At 72.5% G+C, this 20,179-nt stretch carries 16 protein-coding genes; 9 read left to right on the forward strand and 7 right to left on the reverse strand.

Annotation, left to right across the window (positions count from 1 at the left end; genetic code table 11):
- From NX794_RS33450 to glgB, 3 genes are all read left to right on the forward strand, one after another.
- Positions 1-220: alpha-glucosidase C-terminal domain-containing protein (locus tag NX794_RS33450; protein WP_258783439.1), on the forward strand; the 220-nt coding region annotated here is incomplete at its 5' end.
- Between the two features lie 279 nt (positions 221-499).
- The gene (locus NX794_RS33455) at positions 500-1,894 is read left to right on the forward strand and encodes a maltokinase N-terminal cap-like domain-containing protein (protein ID WP_258783440.1); all 1,395 of its coding nucleotides are present in this window, start codon (positions 500-502) and stop codon (positions 1,892-1,894) included.
- A 21-nt stretch (positions 1,895-1,915) separates the two neighbouring features.
- Positions 1,916-4,258 (forward strand): 1,4-alpha-glucan branching enzyme, encoded by a 2,343-nt coding sequence (gene glgB / locus NX794_RS33460; RefSeq protein WP_428986010.1) that lies wholly within the window; start codon positions 1,916-1,918, stop codon positions 4,256-4,258.
- Here glgB and NX794_RS33465 read toward each other — a convergent pair.
- The 5 genes from NX794_RS33465 to NX794_RS33485 all read right to left on the reverse strand — a co-directional run bounded on the left by NX794_RS33465 (position 4,233) and on the right by NX794_RS33485 (position 9,970).
- Positions 4,233-6,464: a HelD family protein gene (locus NX794_RS33465; RefSeq protein WP_258783476.1), complete on the reverse strand. Its 2,232-nt coding sequence runs from the start codon at positions 6,462-6,464 to the stop codon at positions 4,233-4,235. The two genes, glgB and NX794_RS33465, sit on opposite strands and share 26 nt — an antisense overlap.
- 180 nt (positions 6,465-6,644) lie before the next feature.
- Positions 6,645-6,977, reverse strand: a complete 333-nt coding sequence (locus NX794_RS33470) for a thioredoxin family protein (RefSeq protein WP_309506059.1) — start codon at positions 6,975-6,977, stop codon at positions 6,645-6,647.
- Positions 6,974-7,402 carry a MerR family transcriptional regulator gene (locus NX794_RS33475; RefSeq protein ID WP_258783441.1) on the reverse strand — a complete coding sequence of 143 codons (429 nt, stop codon included), beginning with the start codon at positions 7,400-7,402 and terminating at the stop codon, positions 6,974-6,976. The genes NX794_RS33470 and NX794_RS33475 overlap by 4 nt, the downstream gene beginning before the upstream one ends.
- A gap of 29 nt (positions 7,403-7,431) precedes the next feature.
- On the reverse strand, positions 7,432-8,202 hold the full coding sequence (locus NX794_RS33480) for a DUF2127 domain-containing protein (RefSeq protein ID WP_258783442.1): 771 nt from the start codon (positions 8,200-8,202) through the stop codon (positions 7,432-7,434).
- Between the two features lie 94 nt (positions 8,203-8,296).
- Positions 8,297-9,970, reverse strand: a complete 1,674-nt coding sequence (locus NX794_RS33485) for an MFS transporter (protein ID WP_258783443.1) — start codon at positions 9,968-9,970, stop codon at positions 8,297-8,299.
- Between the two features lie 115 nt (positions 9,971-10,085).
- Between NX794_RS33485 and NX794_RS33490 the strand changes: the two genes are divergently transcribed.
- Positions 10,086-10,712 (forward strand): TetR/AcrR family transcriptional regulator, encoded by a 627-nt coding sequence (locus tag NX794_RS33490; protein ID WP_258783444.1) that lies wholly within the window; start codon positions 10,086-10,088, stop codon positions 10,710-10,712.
- A 158-nt stretch (positions 10,713-10,870) separates the two neighbouring features.
- Here NX794_RS33490 and NX794_RS33495 read toward each other — a convergent pair whose 3' ends face one another.
- Positions 10,871-12,247, reverse strand: a complete 1,377-nt coding sequence (locus NX794_RS33495; protein ID WP_309506060.1) for a cation:dicarboxylate symporter family transporter — start codon at positions 12,245-12,247, stop codon at positions 10,871-10,873.
- Positions 12,248-12,398: 151 nt separating this feature from the next.
- Between NX794_RS33495 and NX794_RS33500 the strand changes: the two genes are divergently transcribed.
- The 3 genes from NX794_RS33500 (at position 12,399) to NX794_RS33510 (ending at position 15,579) form a co-directional block, all read left to right on the forward strand.
- Positions 12,399-14,045 (forward strand): sensor histidine kinase, encoded by a 1,647-nt coding sequence (locus tag NX794_RS33500; protein WP_258783445.1) that lies wholly within the window; start codon positions 12,399-12,401, stop codon positions 14,043-14,045.
- The gene (locus NX794_RS33505) at positions 14,042-14,731 is read left to right on the forward strand and encodes a response regulator (protein ID WP_258783446.1); all 690 of its coding nucleotides are present in this window, start codon (positions 14,042-14,044) and stop codon (positions 14,729-14,731) included. Before NX794_RS33500 ends, NX794_RS33505 begins: the two co-directional genes overlap by 4 nt.
- 140 nt (positions 14,732-14,871) lie before the next feature.
- Entirely contained in the window at positions 14,872-15,579 is a 708-nt protein-coding gene (locus NX794_RS33510) for a helix-turn-helix domain-containing protein (RefSeq protein WP_428986011.1), read from the forward strand.
- Here NX794_RS33510 and NX794_RS33515 read toward each other — a convergent pair.
- A complete protein-coding gene (locus NX794_RS33515) occupies positions 15,576-16,601 on the reverse strand; it encodes an ATP-dependent 6-phosphofructokinase (protein ID WP_258783448.1) in 1,026 nt (341 codons plus the stop codon). The two genes, NX794_RS33510 and NX794_RS33515, sit on opposite strands and share 4 nt — an antisense overlap.
- 220 nt (positions 16,602-16,821) lie before the next feature.
- Between NX794_RS33515 and pta the strand changes: the two genes are divergently transcribed.
- Together pta and NX794_RS33525 are read left to right on the forward strand one after the other, a co-directional pair.
- Positions 16,822-18,915 carry a phosphate acetyltransferase gene (gene pta / locus NX794_RS33520; protein ID WP_258783449.1) on the forward strand — a complete coding sequence of 698 codons (2,094 nt, stop codon included), beginning with the start codon at positions 16,822-16,824 and terminating at the stop codon, positions 18,913-18,915.
- Positions 18,912-20,123: an acetate kinase gene (locus NX794_RS33525; protein WP_258783450.1), complete on the forward strand. Its 1,212-nt coding sequence runs from the start codon at positions 18,912-18,914 to the stop codon at positions 20,121-20,123. Before pta ends, NX794_RS33525 begins: the two co-directional genes overlap by 4 nt.
- Positions 20,124-20,179: the final 56 nt, after the last annotated feature.

The raw sequence follows: 20,179 nt of genomic DNA on the forward strand, positions 1-20,179 counted from the left end.
GGCGTTCCTGCGCGAGTACGAGGACGACCTCGTCCTGTGCGTGCACAACTTCTCGCGGTTCGCGCAGCCCACGGAGCTGGACCTGAGCCGGTTCGGCGGACGCCACCCGGTCGAGCTGTTCGGCGGGGTCCGCTTCCCGGCCATCGGTGAACTGCCGTACCTGCTCACCCTCGCGGGGCACGGCTTCTACTGGTTCCGGTTGCGCCAAGAGGCCGCATAGGGCCTTTCTTCCGGATCTGGCCGGCCCTGGGCAACAGCGCCTCGTGGCCGACCCGAGCGGGGTCTGGTGCGTGCAGCTGCAAGGCGGAGGAGGGCGACAACGCGGAGCGTTGGCAACCGACGACAACGCCGCAGATGTGCGTGCCAGGCCCCGCGACCCCGGCAAGATCCGGAAGAGAGGCCCTAAACCACCGGGTGTCCCGGGTGGGGCGTTTCCACCGCCGCACCCGGGGCACCGGCAAGTAACACCCCGACGACCCGGGGAAAGGACGTGACGCCCATGGCGGAAGCGGTCATCCCATCCGGTACCACCAGTCCCACGAGTCACCTCCTGGCCTCGCTGGACCCGTTGCTGCGCGCCTGGCTGCCCCGGCAGCGCTGGTTCGCGGGCAAGGGCCGCCCGGTCACCGGCTTCACCCCGGTGGCCGTCACCGAGCTGCTGCGCCCCGAGGGCCGGCTGGGCCTCTACCACGTACTGCTCCAGGTGCACCAGCCGGCCACGCTGGGCGGCCCCGCGCACCCGGGCGACTGCTACCAGCTCCTGATAGGCGTGCGCGAGGCGCTGCCGCCCCGGCTGGCGCCCGCGCTGATCGGCCATGTGGAGGAGGGCCCGTTCGCCGGACGCACGGTGTACGACGCCCTGTACGACCCCCGGCCCGCCGAAGTGCTCCTAGAGGCGCTGCGCTCCCAGGCGCGCGTCGGCGGGCTGCGTTTCGAGCGGGACACCGGCCAGGAGATCCGCGAGGGTCTGGTGGCCCGGCTGATGACCGCCGAGCAGTCCAACTCCTCGGTGGTCTATGGAGATACGTTCATTCTCAAGGTGCTGCGCCGGGTCGTGCCCGGCGTCAATCCCGATCTGGAGCTGCCCCTGGCGCTGGCCCGCGAGGGCTGCCCCCGGGTGCCGGCGCCGACGGCCTGGCTGCATGCCGACGTGGACACCGAGTCGTACGTGCTGGCCGTGCTCCAGCCCTTCGTCAGCGGGGCCACCGACGGCTGGGAGCTGGCGCTGCGCGAGCTGGCCAAGGGCGAGGACTTCACCGCCGAGGCGCGGGCGCTGGGCCGGGCCACGGCCGAGGTGCACACCGCGCTGGCCCGCGCCCTGCCGACGGTCACGCTCGGCCAGGCCCAGCTCGGGCTGCTGGTGGACGGCATGACCGAGCGGCTGGCGGCGGCCGTGCAGGCGGTGCCGGCCCTGCTGCCGTACGAGTCCGGGCTGCGCTCCGCGTACGAGGCGCTGGGCGACCTGGCCGCCGAGGGGCGGACCTGGACCGCCCAGCGCGTCCACGGCGACCTGCACCTCGGGCAGTGCCTGCGCGCGCCGTCCGGCGACTGGTCGCTGATCGACTTCGAGGGCGAGCCGGCCCGGCCGCTGGCCGAGCGGCGGCTGCCGCAGCCGGTGGCGCGGGACGTCGCCGGGATGCTCCGTTCCTTCGACTACGCGGCCCACTCGGCGAGCGCGCCCGCCGCCGACTGGGCGCACCGCTGCCGGGCCGCCTACTGCTCCGGGTACGCGGAGGCCGCCGGTCGCGACCCGCGCACCGATCCGGTGCTGCTGCGGGCCTACGAGACCGACAAGGCGGTGTACGAGGCCGTCTACGAGGCCCGGCACCGCCCGGACTGGCTGCCCGTACCCCTGTCGGCGATCCGTCGCCTCGCCGCGTCCGAACCGATCTGATCCTCGCCGGGAGTCTCGCTCGTGACGTCCAAGAAGCCACTCACCCCGCACAAGTCCGGCAAGACCAAGACCGACGGCAAGCCCGCGAAGAAAGCCGCGAAGAAGCCGGAGAAGCAGCCCGAGAAGCAGCCCGCGCAGGTGCCGCCGCAGGCGGCGGCGCCGGTGCTGGAGACCGCCGTGTCCCCGGCCGTCGACGCCGGCGACCGGGAGCGGCTGCTGCACGGCACCCACCACGACCCGCACTCCGTGCTCGGCGCCCACCGGGTGCCGGGCGGGGTGGCCTTCCGGGCGCTGCGCCCGTACGCGCGCGCGGTCACCGTGGTCGCGGGTGACATCCGTGTGGACCTGCACGACGACGGCGACGGCTTCTTCTCCGGGCTGGTCCCGGTCACCGAGGTCCCCGTCCACCGGCTGCTCGTCACGTACGACGACACGGTGCACGAGACCGAGGACGCCTACCGCTTCCTGCCCACGCTCGGCGATCTCGACCTGCACCTGATCGGCGAGGGCCGGCACGAGGAGCTGTGGCGGGCGCTGGGCGCGCACGTCACCACCGTGCAGGGCGTGGCCGGCACCCGGTTCGCGGTGTGGGCGCCGAACGCGCGGGGGGTGCGGATCGCGGGCACGTTCAACTTCTGGGACGCCACCGCCTTCCCGATGCGCTCGCTGGGCTCCACCGGGGTGTGGGAGCTGTTCGTGCCGGGGATCGGCGAGGGCGAGCTGTACAAGTTCGAGATCACCCGCCCGGACGGCTCGCGCACCCAGCGCGCCGACCCGCTGGCCCGCCGGACCGAGGTGCCGCCCGCGACGTCCTCGATCGTGGACGTCTCGCACCACGAGTGGGCGGACGCGGAGTGGATGGCCCACCGCGCGGACACCCCGGTCCACGAGGCGCCGTTCTCCGTCTACGAGGTGCACCTGCCGTCCTGGCGGCCCGGCCTCACCTACCGCCAGCTCGCCGAGCAACTCCCGGCCTACGTGCAGGAGATGGGCTTCACGCACGTCGAGCTGATGCCGGTCGCCGAGCACCCCTTCGGCGGTTCCTGGGGCTACCAGGTCACCGGCTTCTACGCCCCGACGGCCCGGCTCGGCACCCCGGACGACTTCAAGTACCTGGTCGACCGGCTGCACCAGGCCGGCATCGGGGTGCTGATGGACTGGGTGCCGGCGCACTTCCCGCGCGACGAGTGGGCGCTCGCCGAGTTCGACGGGCGCCCGCTGTACGAGCACCACGATTCGCTGCGGGCCGCCCATCCCGACTGGGGCACGCTGGAGTTCGACTTCGGCCGCCGCGAGGTGCGCAACTTCCTGGTGGCGAACGCCGTGTACTGGTGCCAGGAGTTCCACATCGACGGGCTGCGGGTGGACGCGGTCGCCTCGATGCTCTACCTGGACTACTCGCGCGAGCCGGGCCAGTGGACGCCGAACGAGCACGGCGGCCGGGAGAACCTGGACGCGGTGGCCTTCCTCCAGGAGATGAACGCCACCGTGTACCGGCGCTGCCCGGGGGTCGTCACCATCGCCGAGGAGTCCACGGCCTGGGACGGCGTCACCCGGGCCACCGACCAGGTGGGCCCGAGCGGCTTCGGCGGGCTCGGTTTCGGCCTGAAGTGGAACATGGGCTGGATGCACGACTCGCTGGAGTACATGGGCCACGACCCGGTGCACCGCCGCTACCACCACCACGGGCTGACCTTCTCGATGGTGTACGCCTACAGCGAGAACTACGTGCTGCCGATCTCGCACGACGAGGTGGTGCACGGCAAGCGGTCCCTGGTGTCGAAGATGCCCGGCGACTGGTGGCAGCAGCGCGCCAATCACCGCGCGTACCTCGCCTACATGTGGTCCCATCCGGGCAAGCAACTGCTCTTCATGGGGCAGGAGTTCGCGCAGGGCGCCGAGTGGTCCGAGGCGCACGGCCCGGACTGGTGGCTGCTCGACCCGTCGTACGGCGCGGAGGCGGACCACCGGGGCGTGCGGGAGCTGGTGCGGGACCTGAACGCCCGGTACCGGGAGAGCCCGGCGCTGTGGCAGCGGGACACCGATCCGGCGGGCTTCCGGTGGATCTCGGGGGACGCGGCCGAGGACAACGTCGTGGCCTTCCTGCGGCTGGCCGCCGACGGCTCCCCGCTGCTGGCGGTCTGCCATCTGGCGCCGGTGGTCCGGCACGACTACCGGATCGGCGTCCCGGAGGACGTGCCGGCCTGGGTGGAGGTGCTGAACACCGACGCCGGGCGGTACGGCGGCGGGGACCTGACCAACCCGGACGCGGTCAAGCCGGAGCCGCAGGGCGCGCACGGCCGCCCCGCGAGCATCCGGCTGACGCTGCCGCCGCTGGCTACGGTGTGGCTGCGGCCGGCCTGAGCGCTTCGGGCAGGCCGTCGGTGTAGAGGACGCCGAGGCGCTGGGTGGCCCGGGTCAGGGCCACGTACAGGTCGCTGGTGCCGTAGGCGCCCGGCTCCACCACCAGCACGGAGTCGAACTCCAGGCCCTTGGCCGCCCGGGGGTCGAGGAGGACGACCGTCCGGGTCAGGTCGGGTTCCGCGCCGGCGGTCACGCCGTCCAGGCGGGCGGCCAGCGACCGGTGCAGGGCGCGCGGCGCGATCACCGCGAGCCGGCCCTCGTCCGGGGTGAGGTCGGCGACCGCCGCGGCGACCGCGCCGGGCAGGTCGCCGGTGGCCTGCCGCACCCAGGGGCGGGTGCCGGTGGAGCGGACCGAGCTGGGCGGCTCGAAGTCCGGGTGCGCCTGGCGGAGCACGGCCGCGGCCAGGTCCATGATCTCGGCCGGGGTGCGGTAGTTGACCCCGAGCCGGGTGTGCTCCCAGCGGTCCTCGACGTAGGGGGCGAGGATGTCCGACCAGGAGCCGACACCGGCCGCCTCGGCGGTCTGCGCCGGGTCGCCGACCAGGGTCATGGAGCGGGTCGGGCTGCGCCGCATCAGCAGCCGCCAGGCCATCGGGGACAGTTCCTGCGCCTCGTCCACGATGATGTGGCCGAACGCCCAGGTGCGGTCGGCGGCGGCCCGCTCGGCCGCGCTGCGGTGGTCCGCCTCCTCCTGCCGCTCCGCGAACCGCTCGGCGTCGATGATGTCGTGCGCGGACAGCACCTCGCTGTCGTCGTCGTGCCTGTCGTCGAACTCGTAGGTGCGGGAGGCGTACGACACGTCGAGCACGCCCTGCGCGTAGGCGACCTGGGTCTCGCGCTCGCGGTCGGCGCGGGCGCGGGCCACCCGGTCGTCCTCGCCGAGGAGTTCGGCGGCCTCGTCCAGCAGGGGCACGTCGGCGACGGTCCAGGCGCGGGTCACCGGGCGGCGGATCGCCGCCGCGTCCTCCTCGGCGAGGTAGCCGTCGGGCTCGGCGAGGAAGTCCGCGACGAGCCGGCGCGGGGTGACCCGGGGCCACAGCCGGTCGACGGCCGACCAGACCTCGGGGTTCTCGGCGAGTTCGTCGCGGATCTGGGTGAGGTCGGAAGGGTCGAGCAGGCTGGAGCCGTCGTAGGGGTCGGTGCCGACGCGCTCGGCGTACAGCTCGGTGAGGGTGTTGAGGATGTGGCCCTCGAAGTGCTCGCGGGCCGCGTTGTGCGGCAGCTCGGCCGCGCGGGCGCGTTCGCGGGCGACGTTCACCAGGCCGTCGTCCAGCATCAGCACCTCCCGCTCGTGCTCGATCGCGATGACCGGGTCGGGCAGCGCCTGCCGGTCGCGGACGACCTCGGCGAGCACGTCGGCCATGGCGGCGCTCCCCTTCACGGCGGCGGCCTCGGGGGTGTCGGTCGCGGTGGCCTTCACACCGGGGAACAGCTCGCCGACGGTGGCCAGCAGGACGCCGGTCTCGCCGAGGGAGGGCAGCACCTCGCCGATGTAGCCGAGGAAGGCCGGGTTGGGGCCGACGATCAGCACGGCCCGGCGGGCCAGCAGGTCCCGGTGCTCGTAGAGCAGGTAGGCGGCCCGGTGCAGGGCCACCGCGGTCTTGCCGGTGCCGGGGCCGCCCTCGACCACCAGGACACCTCGGTGCGGGGCCCGGATGATCTCGTCCTGCTCGGCCTGGATGGTCCGCACGATGTCGCTCATCCGGCCGGTGCGGGCCGAGTTCAGCGCGGCCAGCAGGACGGCGTCGCCGTTGTGGTCCTCGTGGCCGGTGCGGGTGGTGTCGCCGAGGTCGAGGATCTCGTCGTGCAGCGCGGTCACGGTGCGGCCGTCGGTGCCGATGTGCCGGCGGCGGCGCAGGCCCATCGGGGTGTGCCCGGTGGCCAGGTAGAAGGGGCGGGCGACGTCGGCCCGCCAGTCGATCAGCACCGGGGTGCGCTCGGTGTCGTCCTCGCGCAGCCCGATCCGGCCGATGTGGTGGGTGGTGCCGCCGGCCAGGTCGATCCGGCCGAAGCAGAGCGAGCCGTCCACGGCGTTCAGCGCGGCCAGCAGCCCCGAGCGCTCGGCGACCAGGATGTCCCGCTCCAGCCGGGCCTGCAGGGGCTTGTCGCCCTGGGCGAGGGCGTCCGCGACCGAGGTCTCCGCCTCGCCCAGCAGGACGTCCACGCGCGCGTACAGTCCGTCGATGAATTCCTGCTCGTGCCGCAATTCATCGTCCGGAAATTCGGTGTTTGACAATTCCGCTCCCGCCCGGATATACTGTGCTTACTGAACTTCTTCACGGTATTCCTGTCGGAAATCGTGAACCCCTGAATATACGCACAGAAATCCCCCGAGCGCAATTGCCCGGGGGATTTTCTGTCGGCCGGAAACGGCTGGTGACGGCTCTCAGATCACCTCGGCCAGCTCGGTGAGCAGCCGCCGCTTGGGCCGCGCCCCCACCAGCGAGCGCACCGGCTCACCGCCCCGGAAGACCAGCAGCGTCGGCGTCGCCAGCACGCCGTAGGCCACGGTGGTCCCCGGATTGCGGTCCACGTCGAGCTGGACGACCTTCAGCCGGCCGTCCTCCTCGGCGGCGATGTCCCTCAGCACCGGCCCCAGTTGCCGGCACGGTCCGCACCAGTCGGCTGTGAACTGCACCAGCACCGGCAGCTCCGCGCCCAGCACCTCGTCCGCGAAGTCCGCGTCCGTCACCTCGGTCAGTCCGCTCAGCACACTCATGTCGAGGACCCTCCCAGTTCGCACCCGGGTTCCGGACCTCCCGGAACCAGCGCGTCGGCGGCCAGCGCGTCCCGGGCCCGCTCGGCCCGCTCCAGCTGCCCCGCGACCGTCTCCCGCACCGCGGTCAGCTCTCCGACGAGCGCGTCCAGCTCGGCCAGCTTGCGCCGGTAGACCACGAGCGAGGCCGGGCAGGCGTCGCCCTCCGGATGGCCGGCCCGCAGGCACTCCACGAACGGACGCGTCTCCTCCAGTTCGAAGCCGAAGTCCTGGAGCGTCCGGATCTGCCGCAGCAGGCGCAGATCGCCCTCGTCGTACGTGCGGTGTCCGTTGCCGTCCCGCCGGGCCGGCAGCAGCCCCCGTGCCTCGTAGTACCGCAGCGCCCGGGTCGTGGTCCCGGCCCGCGCGGCCAGCTCGCCGATTCGCATGACCCCGACCGTAGGTGTTGACGTCGACGTCAGGACAAGGCCGCGACGCCCGCCGACTCCTCCACCTCCAGCAGCGAGGCGCTGTGGCGTTCCTCCTCGAACTTGCGGCGGCCCCCGCGCAGGCCGAAGAGCCGTTTGGCCAGGGCGATGTAGAGGACGGCGAGGATGTTGAGCACCAGGGTGGCGATCTTCAGCCAGCTCACGTGCTCGGTCAGCTCGTAGATCTCCAGCGGAAGGAAGGCGGCGGTCGCGACGACCGTCAGGTACTCCGCCCAGCGCTTGGCGTACCAGAGGCCGACCGCCTCGACCAGTTCGACCAGGGCGTAGGCCAGCAGCAGGGCCGCCACCAGCAGGAGGGTGGAGTGCTTGTACCCGAAGACCTTCTGGACGGAGCCGACGACCGGGGAGTGGTCCAGGTCGTAGTGGAAGTGCCGGAAGACCGGGCGGAAGACGTCCAGGTACTCGTCGAAGAGCCGGCGCACCGCGTCCTGGCTGTTGCTGAACTTCCAGACGGCCACCGCGACCAGCACGATGAACACCCCGCGCACCGCCCGCTCGACCGCGAGGAAGCGCAGGATGAACAGGTCCCGCAGCACCTTGCCGCGCGGGACGAGCGGTGCGTCGTCCGCCGGGCCCGTGCCGTGCGGCTCACCGAGCGCGAAGTCCCCGCAGCGCAGGCAGCGCCAGGCGTCGCCGAGCGCGGTGCGCGCGTGCAGCCGTACCCGCAGCCGGGGGTCGTCCGGCGCGTAGGTGACATGGCCCTTGCGCGCGCAGGTCCGCCGGTCCCAGTCGATCGTCATGCCCCGTGCCTCCATGTGTTCAGGGACGCCGTACGCCGACGTGCCGTTCCGGTCGGTCCCGGAGCGGCACGTTAGCGGACGTGGGCGAGGAGGCTCAGCCGGCCGCGCTCTCGGCGTACTCGCGGTCCTCCTGCTCGACCTCGGCGGCGGTCTCGGCGCGGCGCGGCAGCAGGAAGGCGACCAGCACGGTGCCGATGCCCAGGATCACCGCGCCGACCAGGCTGGTGTGGGCCACCGCGTCGGAGAAGGCGGAACCGACCGCGTCGGCCATCTGCCGGGCGCCGGAGGCGAGTTCACCGGCCTGCTGCTTGAGCTGCGCGGCCTGCTGGGGGTCCTGCGCGGCGGCGGCCTTGGCGGCGGCCTGGTGCGCCTTGTCGCCGATGCCCTGCGCCACGGCGTACCCGGCGCCGACCGAGTCCTGCGCGGTGTCCAGGGCGCTCGCGGGGAGCTTGGAGCCGGCGGTGGCGTCGGTGAGGTGGTCGCCGTAGGAGGTGGCGAGCAGCGAGCCGAGGAGCGCGATGCCGAGCGAGCCGCCCAGTTCCAGCGAGGTGTCGTTGACGGCGCCGCCGACACCCAGCTCGGACTCCGGGAAGGCGCCCATGATGGCGTCGGTGCAGGGCGAGAGGGCGAGGCCGATGGCGAGGCCCAGGATGATCAGCGGGGCGAGGAAGTCGCCGTAGCCCGAACCGCCGTCGACGCGGGTGAGCAGGGCGAGGGCGGTGGTGCCGCCGACCATGCCCGCGGTCACGGTGATCTTCATGCCGATGCGCGGGGTGAGCCAGCCGGTCAGCGCCGAGCCGACGAAGACCGCGCCGGCCAGCGGCAGCATGCGGACACCGGTCTCCAGGGCGTCGTAGCCGAGGACGAACTGGAGCTGCTGGGTGAGGAAGTAGAAGGCGCCGAAGACGGCCAGGAAGAACAGGGCGACGGCGAGGTTGGAGCCCGCGAAGCGGCGGTGCGCGAAGCGGCGGACGTCCAGGATCGGGCGCGGGTGGCGCAGCTCCCACAGGACGAAGGCGACCAGCGCGACACCGGCGACCACGGCGGCGGTGACGGCCTTGACGCCCCAGCCGAAGTGCGGGCCCTGGATGATCATGTAGACGAGCGCGCCGGTCCAGATCACCGACAGCAGGCCGCCGACGTAGTCGATGCGGTCGTGGTGCCCGGCCTTGGACGGCGGGACGAGGACGAGGGCGCCGACGATCGCGACGGCGGCGATCGGCACGTTGATCAGGAAGGTGGAGGACCAGCCGTGGTCGCGCAGCAGGGCGCCGGCGACCACCGGTCCGGCGGCGATGGCGAGGCCGGCCGTCGCGGTCCACAGCGTGATGGCCTTGGCCCGCTCCGCGCGCGGGAAGGTCGCGGCGAGCAGCGAGAGCGTGGCCGGCATGATCAGCGCGGCGCCGACGCCCATCACGGCGCGGGCGGCGATGACGGTGGCGGAGCTGTCGGCGAGGTAGCCGAAGACCGCTCCCCCGCCGAAGACGACGAGACCGAGCACGAGCGCCCCGCGCCGGCTGTACTTGTCGCCGATCGCGCCGAGCAGCAGCATCAGCGCGGCGTACGGCACGGTGTAGCCGTCGATCACCCACTGGAGATCGGCGCTGGAGAGCCCGAGATCCCTCGTCATGTCGGGCGCCGCGACCGTGAGGGCGGTGTTCGCCATCACGATGATCAGCAGGCTCAGGCAGAGCACCAGCAGTGCCCACCAGCGCCGCGCGTACGGGCGCTCCATCTTCTCGACCGGTTCGGTCATGACGAGTCGCATGGCTGGGACTGCCTTCCTCGGATCGCGACGGACTTGCACAGCGGCGTGCAAATGCACAACCATGTGCAATGTACGTCGTTGCACATTGCTGTGCAAGTCGAGCCGGGGAGGCACAATGACGGCCATGACCACGGGTAACACCAGCCGCGCCGACACCAACCGGCGCCGCATCCTCGACGTCGCCCTCGCCGAGCTGCTGCGCGACCCCGACGCCTCGATGGACCAGATCGCGCGCGCCGCGGGCGTCGTACGGCGGACCGTGTACGGCCACTTCCCCAACCGGGACGCGCTGATCAGCACGCTGGTGGACGAGGCCGTGGCCACCCTCGGGGACGCCGACGCGCGGGCCCGGCGGACGGTGGGCGACCCGGCCGAGGCGGTGGCCCGCTCGGTCCTCGCCATCTGGGAGATCGCCGACCGCTACCGCCTCCTGGTCGCCCTCGCCCAGCGCACGGTCACCGTCCAGGGCATCCGCGAACGCCTCGCCCCGCTGCGCGAGGCCAAGGTGCGGGTCCTGCGGGAGGGTCTGGCCGAGGGTGTCTTCACCTCCCCGCTGCCCGCGCCCGCGCTGGCCTACGTGCACGAGCAGATGCTGTTCGCGGTGATGGAGGCCGTCAACGACGGCCTCCTCCCGGCCGCCGAGGCGGGCCACTCCGCCACGGTCGCGGTCCTGACGGCGGCGGGCGTCCCGGCGACGAGGGCGGCGGACCTGGTGACCCGCCTGAGCGACACCCCGGAATGACAGAAAGCCCGGACGCCCGGCCCCGGTTCAGGCGGGGCCGGACGTCCGGAGAATAGGGGTGACTTTTCGAGGGGGTGGGCCTTAAGAGGGGCGCGGGGAACTGCGCGAACAACCACGACGAACCGCCAGCCGCCCACGAAGCAGCACCCGGCAGACGCCTAGGCCTTGGCCAATTCCTCTTCCCGCGGCTCCGAAAGATCCGTCACCGCACGCCCCTCCTCCGACAACGTCGTCTCATCGAACGGCAGCTCCCCCCGCAAAACCCTCTGCACCCGCTCACCGTCGATCTCCTTGGTCCACGTCCCCACGAGCACCGTGGCCACCGCGTTGCCCGCGAAGTTCGTCAGCGCCCGCGCCTCGCTCATGAACCGGTCGATGCCCACGATCAGCCCGACCCCGTCGACCAGCGCCGGCTTGTGCGACTGGAGACCGCCGGCCAGCGTCGCGAGCCCCGCCCCGCTGACCCCCGCCGCGCCCTTGGACGCCAGCAGCAGGAACAGCAGCAGCGGAATCTGCTCACCCACCGACATCGGCGTGCCCAGCGCGTCCGCGATGTACAGCGACGCCATGGTCATGTAGATCATCGTGCCGTCGAGGTTGAAGGAGTACCCGGTCGGCACGGTGATGCCCACGACCGGCTTGCTGACGCCCAGGTGCTCCATCTTCGCGATCAGCCGGGGCAGCGCCGACTCGGAGGAGGACGTGGAGAGGATCAGCAGGAACTCCCGGGCGAGGTACTTGAACAGCAGGAGGACGTTCACGCCCGAGACGATCCGCAGCAGCGCGCCGAGGACCACGAAGACGAACAGGAAGCAGGTGAGGTAGAAGCCCAGCATCAGCACCGCGAGGCTCTTGAGCGCGTCGACGCCGGCCGAGCCCACCACCGCGGCGATGGCTCCGAACGCGCCGATCGGCGCCACCCACATGACCATGGCCAGGATGCGGAAGACCAGCCGCTGGATGTGCTCGACACCCCGCAGCACCGGCTGCCCGGCGGAGCCCATCGCCTGGAGCGCGAACCCGGCGAGCAGCGCCACCAGCAGCGTCTGGAGCACCTGGCCCTCGGTGAACGCGGAGACGAACGTGGTCGGGATGATCGACAGCACGAAGTCCACCGGCGGCAGCGCGTCGCTCTCGACCTGCGCGTGCCCGGTCTGCTTGAGCGCGTCGGTCAGCTGCAGCCCGTCCCCGGGGTGCAGCACGTTGCCGACGACGAGGCCGATGGCGAGGGCCACCAGCGACATCACCAGGAAGTAGCCGAGGGCGATACCGCCGACCGCGCCGACCTTCGCGGCCTTGCGCACCGAACCGATGCCGAGCACGATCGTGCAGAAGATGATCGGCGAGATCATCATCTTGATCAGGTTGACGAAGCCGGTGCCCAGCGGCTTCAGCTCGACGGCGGCGTCGGGCCAGATCAGCCCCACGGCGATGCCGAGCGCGACCGCCACGATGACGGCGATGTACAGGTAATGGGTGCGGTCCCGTTGCACACGGGGTGCGGCAGGTGCCGTATCGGGGGTGCTGGCGGCCACGACTGCCCTCCTTGACGTCTTCGTCGGCGAACAACCGGCGTGCGGCTCACGTCCGGGCGTGGGGGGATGCCGTGACTATCTCCCGCCGTGTGAGGGCGGTCACCCTTCCGTTCATTTAGTTCACGCTTCGGCGGAGAGGCACACTGCTGGCATGCGCCTCCCCGTCCTCCCCCGGCCCCGCAGCCTGGCGGGACAGCTGTTCGCCATGCAGGCCGTGCTGATCGCGGCCGTCGTGGCGGGGTGCGCGCTGTTCACCTACGTCAGCGACCGGCGGCAGGCCGAGGACGCGGCCGTACGCCAGGTCACGGCGGTGGCCCGGTCGATCGCGGACGCGCCCTCGGTCCGGGCGGCGATCCGCACCCCCGACCCGTCCGCCGCCCTGGAGCCGTACGCCCTCCGGGTCGGCCGGGACTCCGGCGTCGACTTCGTGACGATCATGAACCCGGAGGGCATCCGCTGGACCCACCCCGACCGGGAGCAGATCGGCAGACGCTTCCTCGGCCGGATCGACCCGGCCCGGCACGGCCACACCTTCACCGAGACCTACACCGGCACGCTCGGCCCCTCGGTGCGCGCGGTCACGCCGATCGAGGACGACGGCCGGATCACCGGCCTGGTCAGCGCCGGCATCAAGGTGGAGGCGATCAGCGCCCGGGTCCAGGACCAGGTGGCGGCGCTGCTCGGGGTGGCCGGGGTGGCCCTGCTGCTGGGCGCGGTCGGCACCTACGTCGTCAACGCCCGGCTGCGCCGGCACACGCACAACATGAACGCCGCCGAACTGAGCCGGATGCACGACTACCACCAGGCCGCCCTGCACGCCGTCCGCGAGGGCCTGCTGATGCTGGACGGGCAGTACCGGGTGGCGCTGATCAACGACGGCGGGCGGGAGCTGCTCGGCGTCGGCGCCGAGGAGGACGTCGTCGGCCGCTCGGTGGCGGACCTGGGGCTGCCGGCCGCGCTGACCGGGGCGCTGCTGGCGTCCGAGCCGAGGGTGGACGAGGTGCACGCGACGGCGTCCCGGATACTCGTCGTCAACACCTCCCCGGTCTCCGGCGGGGAGCGGCGCGGCACGGTCGCGACACTCCGGGACGTGACCGAACTCCAGTCGCTGACGGGTGAGCTGGACTCCGAGCGCGGGTTCACCCAGGCGCTGCGCTCTCAGGCGCACGAGGCGGCGAACCGGCTGCACACCGTGGTGTCGCTGATCGAGCTGGGCCGGTCCGAGGAGGCCGTGGAGTTCGCGACGGCCGAGCTGGAGCTGGCGCAGGCGCTGACCGACCGGGTGGTCGCGGCGGTCGGCGAGCCGGTGCTGGCCGCGCTGCTGCTGGGCAAGACCGCGCAGGCCAACGAGCGGGGCGTGGAGCTGGTGGTCTCCCCGGACAGCCGGCTGGACGACGGACTGCTCCCCGAGGACATCCCGGCGCGGGACCTGGTGACCATCCTCGGCAACCTGATCGACAACGCGGTGGACGCGGCGCAGGGCAGCGCGGGGGCGCGGGTGACCGTGACGGCGTACGCCGCGGAGGCCGGACTCGTGCTGCGGGTGACCGACACCGGCCCGGGGGTCGACCCCGCCCACGCCGACCTGGTATTCCAGCGGGGGTTCTCCACGAAGCCGGCCGGGCCCGCCGGCCGGGGGCTCGGGCTGGCCCTGGCCCGGCAGGCGGTGCACCGCCACGCGGGCGTGCTGACGGTGGAGTCGGACGACGACGGAGGCGGAGCGGTGTTCGAGGTACGGCTGCCGTTGGACACGGCGACGACGGGTGCCGCCCCGGCGCCGGGAGGCGGCGCGCCGTGACGGGCCCGGAACCCATCAGAGTGCTGGTGGTCGAGGACGACCCGGTGGCCGCCGACGCGCATGTGCTGTACGTCGGCCGGGTGCCCGGGTTCACGGCCGTCGGCAAGGCGCACACCGGCGCCGAGGCCCGCCGGCTCCTCGACCGGGTCCCGGTGGACCTGCTGCTCCTCGACCTGCATCTGCCGGACGTGCACGGGTTGCAGTTCGCCCGCTCGCTGCGCGCGGCCGGGCATCACGCGGACGTGATAGCGGTGACCTCGGCGCGGGATCTCGCGGTGGTCCGCGAGGGCGTCTCGCTGGGTGTCGTCCAGTACGTCCTGAAGCCCTTCACCTTCGCCACCCTGCGCGACCGGCTGGTCCGCTACGCCGAGTTCCGCGCGGCGGCCGGCGAGGCGGGCGGCCAGGACGAGGTCGACCGCGCCCTCGCGGCACTGCGCGCCCCGGCCCCGGCGGCCCTCCCCAAGGGGCTGAGCGCCCCCACCCTGGAGCGGGTCACCGCGGTGCTGCGCGAGGCCCCCGAGGGGCTCACCGCGGCCGGTGTCGGAGAGGCGGTCGGCATCTCCCGCATCACCGCCCGGCGCTATCTGGAGCACCTGGTCGACGCGGGCCGGGCGGGCCGCAGTCCGCTGTACGGACAGGTGGGGCGGCCGGAGCTGGTGTACCGGTGGGCGCCGCAGGGGCGGTGACACGCGACACCGGCAGATCATGGCCGTATGACACCCGGTGCCAGGGCCGCGTCTGCGATCAAGCCGTAGCTTCCTACGATCCGTGATCTCGGTGGAACCGACCGTAGCCGCCGCCCCGCCGGGCCCCTAGCTTGTGCGGGGTGCGCCCACCCTCTCCGCCGCCGGGCCCCGCGGCCCCGCCGTTCAACGCCCCGGCCGCCCGCCGTCTCCGCGCCGCCCTCGGCATGGGACCCGAGCACGTCGCCCACGGGATGCGGGTCTCGTACGGGCTGCCGTACGTCACCCCCGACCTCGTGGTCGCCTGGGAGCGCGGCACCGCCGCCCCGAGCAGCCCCGAACTGACGGCGCTGGCCGGGGTGTTGTGGTGTGCGCCCGGTGAGCTGATCGGCCGGCCGCGGACCCTGCGCGAGCACCGGATCGCCCGGGGCATGGCGCCCGAGGACGTCGCGCGGGCCGTCGGCGTGGAGCTGCGCGGGTACCTGCGGATGGAGGAGAGCGGGCAGTGGCGCGGCGACGAGCGCCAGTCGTCGGCGCTCGCCCGGGTGCTCGGCCTGGACCTGCCCGACTTCGTCGCCGTCACCGGCCGCGAGGCCCGGCTCGCCGAACTGCTGCACAGCGCGGTCGCCACCCGCTGGCAGGCGTACGTCCGCCCGGTGCTCAAGCTGGCCCCGCTGGAGCGGGCCGTCCTGGAGGAGGTGCTCCAGGGGCTGCACCAGGACTACCAGGGGCACATGGCCGCCACCCTGAGCTGGGGCGGCGGCAGCAGGAGCGCCAGCGAATCCGGCCGGGAGTTCCTCGACCGGATCGTGGACCACTTCTGGGCGGCCGTGGAGTCCCGGCGGCGTTAGAAGACCGACTCGGCCTCGTCCATGCGGTCCTTCGGGACCGTCTTCAGTTCGGTGACCGCCTCGGCGAGCGGCACCATCACGATGTCGGTGCCGCGCAGCGCGGTCATCCGGCCGAACTCGCCGCGGTGGGCGGCCTCGACGGCGTGCCAGCCGAAGCGGGTGGCGAGGACGCGGTCGTAGGGGGTGGGGACGCCGCCGCGCTGGACATGGCCGAGGATGACCGGCTTGGCCTCCTTGCCCAGGCGCCGCTCCAGCTCGTAGGCGAGCGCGGTGCCGATGCCCTGGAAGCGCTCGTGGCCGTACTGGTCGATCTCGCCCTTGCCGTAGTCCATCGTGCCGTCGGACGGGTGGGCGCCCTCGGCGACGCAGACCACGGCGAACTTCTTGCCGCGCGCGAAGCGTTCCTCGACCATCTTGACCAGGTCGGCCGGGTCGAAGGGGCGCTCGGGCAGGCAGATGCCGTGGGCGCCGGCGGCCATGCCGGACTCCAGGGCGATCCAGCCGGCGTGCCGGCCCATGACCTCCACGACCATCACCCGCTGGTGGGACTCGGCGGTGGTCTTCAGCCGGTCCATCGCCTCGGTGGCGACCCCGACGGCGGTGTCGAAACCGAACGTGCGATCGGTGGAGGAGATGTCGTTGTCGATGGTCTTCGGCACGCCGACGACCGGGAGCCCGGCGTCGGACAGCATCCGGGCCGCGGTCAGCGTGCCCTCGCCGCCGATCGGGATCAGCGCGTCGATGCCGAACTCCTCGACCATGTCGGCGGCGCCCTCGCAGGCCTCGCGCAGCCGGTCGCGCTCCAGCCGGGAGGAGCCGAGGATGGTGCCGCCGCGGGCCAGGATGCCGCTGACCGCGTCCAGGTCGAGGGCGCGGTAGTGGCGGTCGAGCAGACCCCGGTAGCCGTCCTCGAAGCCGATGACCTCGTCGCCGTACTGCGCCACCGCCCGGTGCACGACCGACCGGATCACGGCGTTCAGGCCGGGGCAGTCGCCGCCTGCGGTGAGAACTCCGATGCGCATCGTGCTGTGTCTCCTGCTCGCTGTCGGTGCCGGTGAGCCAGTCACGATTGTTTCACGTCCGCCGGAGGGCTGAGATCCTGACGGGCGCCTTATCCGGCAGCAGGGGTATTGTCAAGAGGGTTCTGCTCACCTCGGTGGGCGATTTTTGTGCGAGAGTGCGCCATTCGCGGCGTTTCAGAATATCGGGAATGTTTCAGGGCATCAGGAACGGAGTGGACACGTGACGCGCAGCGTGTACGTCACCGGGATCGACCGCGGTGACGGCCGCCAGGTCGTGGAGCTGGGAGTCATGGAACTCCTGACCCGTCAGGTCGACCGGGTGGGGGTCTTCCGCCCGCTCGTGCACGACGGTCCGGACCGGCTGTTCGAGTTGCTGCGGGCCCGCTACCGCCTCTCGCAGGACCCGGCGACGGTCTACGGCATGGACTACCACGAGGCGTCCGCGCTCCAGGCCGAGCAGGGCACCGACGAACTGGTCTCCGCCCTCGTCGACCGCTTCCACCTGGTGGCCCGCGACTACGACGTGGTCCTCGTCCTCGGCACCGACTTCGCCGACACCCAGCTCCCGGACGAGCTGTCCCTCAACGCCCGCCTCGCCAACGAGTTCGGCGCCTCCGTGATCCCGGTGGTCGGCGGCCGGCGGCAGAGCGCGGAGTCCGTGCTCGCCGAGACCCGCAACGCCTACCGCGCCTACGACGGCCTCGGCTGCGACGTGCTCGCCATGGTCACCAACCGGGTCGCCCGCGAGGACCGCGACGAGATGGCCGAGCGGCTCGCGAACCGGTTGCCGGTGCCCTGCTACGTCGTCCCCGACGAGCCCGCGCTGTCCGCGCCCACGGTCGCCCAGATCGGCCAGGCGCTCGGCGCCAGGGTGCTGCTCGGCGACGACTCCGGGCTCGCCCGGGACGCGCTCGGCTTCGTCTTCGGCGGCGCGATGCTGCCCAACTTCCTGGCCGCCCTGACCCCGGGCTGCCTGGTGGTGACCCCGGGCGACCGCGCCGACCTGGTCGTCGGCACGCTGGCCGCGCACAGCGCCGGCACCCCGCCGATCGCCGGCGTGCTGCTGACCCTGAACGAGGTGCCGAGCCAGGAGATCCTCACCCTGGCCGCCCGCCTCGCCCCCGGCACCCCGGTGCTCTCGGTGGCCGGCAACAGCTTCCCCACCGCCGAGCAGCTCTTCTCCCTGGAGGGGAAGATGACCGCGGCCACCCCGCGCAAGGCGGAGACCGCGCTCGGCCTGTTCGAGCGGTACGCCGACACCGCCGACCTGGCCCGCCGGGTCTCGGCGCCGAGCGGCGACCGGGTCACCCCGATGATGTTCGAGCACAAGCTGCTGGAACAGGCCCGCGCCGACAAGCGCCGGGTGGTGCTGCCGGAGGGCACCGAGGCGCGGGTGCTGCACGCGGCCGAGGTGCTGCTGCGCCGGGGCGTGTGCGACCTGACCCTGCTGGGGCCGGTCGAGCAGATCCGCAAGAAGGCCGCGGACCTCGGCATCGACCTCGGCGACACCCAGGTGATCGACCCGGCCACCTCCGACCTGCGCGACTCCTTCGCCGAGCGGTACGCGGCGCTGCGCGCCCACAAGGGCGTCACCGTCGAGCTGGCCCACGACGTCGTCTCCGACGTGAACTACTTCGGCACCCTGATGGTCCAGGAGGGCCTGGCCGACGGCATGGTGTCCGGCTCGGTGCACTCCACGGCGGCCACCATCCGCCCCGCCTTCGAGATCATCAAGACCCGGCCGGACGCCTCGATCGTCTCCTCGGTGTTCTTCATGTGCCTGGCCGACAAGGTACTGGTCTACGGCGACTGCGCGGTCAACCCGGACCCGGACGCCGAGCAGCTCGCGGACATCGCCATCCAGTCCGCCGCCACCGCCGCGCGGTTCGGGGTCGAGCCGCGGATCGCGATGCTGTCGTACTCCACCGGCACCTCCGGCTCCGGCGCCGACGTCGACAAGGTGCGCGAGGCCACCGAACTGGCCCGCTCGCGCCGCACCGACCTCAAGATCGAGGGCCCGATCCAGTACGACGCCGCCGTGGAGCCCTCGGTCGCCGCGACCAAGCTGCCCGGCTCCGAGGTGGCCGGCCAGGCCAGCGTGCTGATCTTCCCCGACCTCAACACCGGCAACAACACCTACAAGGCCGTGCAGCGCTCGGCCGGCGCGATCGCCGTCGGCCCGGTCCTCCAGGGCCTGCGCAAGCCGGTCAACGACCTGTCCCGGGGCGCGCTCGTCCAGGACATCGTCAACACCGTCGCCATCACGGCGATCCAGGCCCAGACGCCCGCGACCCAGAAGGCGACCCAGCAGTGACCACGCCCACCCGTGTCCTCGTCCTCAACTCCGGCTCCTCGTCGCTGAAGTACCAGCTCCTCGACATGCGCGACGCGAGCCGGCTCGCCGTCGGCCTGGTGGAGCGGATCGGTGAGCAGACCTCCCGGCTCAAGCACACCTGCGTCGGCAGCGGCGACACCCGCGAGCAGAACGGTCCGATCGCCGACCACGAGGCCGCCTTGAAGGCCGTCGCCGACGAGCTGTCCCGCGACGGCATCGGCCTGGACTCCCCCGAACTGGCCGCGATCGGGCACCGGGTGGTGCACGGCGGGATGTTCTTCACCGAGCCGACCGTCGTGGACGACGAGGTGCTCACCGAGATCGAGCGGCTGATCCCGGTCGCCCCGCTGCACAACCCGGCCAACCTCACCGGCATCCGCACCGCCCGGGCGCTGCGCCCCGACCTGCCCCAGGTCGCCGTCTTCGACACCGCCTTCCACACCACCATGCCGGAGTCGGCGGCGCGCTACGCGATCGACCCGAAGACCGCCGACCGGCACCGCATCCGCCGCTACGGCTTCCACGGCACCTCGCACGCCTACGTCTCCCGCGAGACCGCCCGGCTGCTGGGCAAGGACCCGGCCGAGGTCAACGTGATCGTGCTGCACCTGGGCAACGGCGCCTCCGCGTCCGCGGTCGAGAAGGGCCGCTGCGTGGACACCTCCATGGGGCTCACGCCTTTGGAGGGGCTCGTGATGGGTACGCGATCCGGCGACCTGGATCCGGCCGTCATCTTCCATTTGGCCCGGGTTGGCAAAATGTCCATGGACGAGATCGACACTCTCCTCAACAAGAGGAGCGGGCTGTTCGGTCTGTGCGGGGACAACGACATGCGCGAGATCCGCCGCCGGATCGACGAGGGCGACGAAGAGGCGGCGCTCGCCTTCGCTATTTACATTCACCGGCTGCGGAAGTACATCGGCGCCTATTACGCCGTGCTCGGGACGGTGGACGCGGTCGTGTTCACGGCCGGGGTCGGCGAGAACGCGGCGCCCGTGCGGGAGGCGGCGATCGCGGGCCTGGAGGGCCTGGGCCTCGCAATCGACCCGGAGCGCAACGCCGTGCGCTCCGGGGAGGCGCGGCTGGTCTCTCCGGACTCCGCGCGGGTGGCCGTGGCCGTGGTGCCGACGGACGAGGAACTGGAGATCGCGACGCAGACTTACGCGCTGGTCGGAAAGAACAACTGAAGAGCACCTGAGCGGTGTGCCACTCATTTGTACATTCCGCCAGACGGAATATTCCG

It is taken from the genome of Streptomyces pyxinicus (assembly GCF_024753135.1).
Classification (GTDB): Bacteria; Actinomycetota; Actinomycetes; order Streptomycetales; family Streptomycetaceae; genus Streptomyces; species Streptomyces pyxinicus.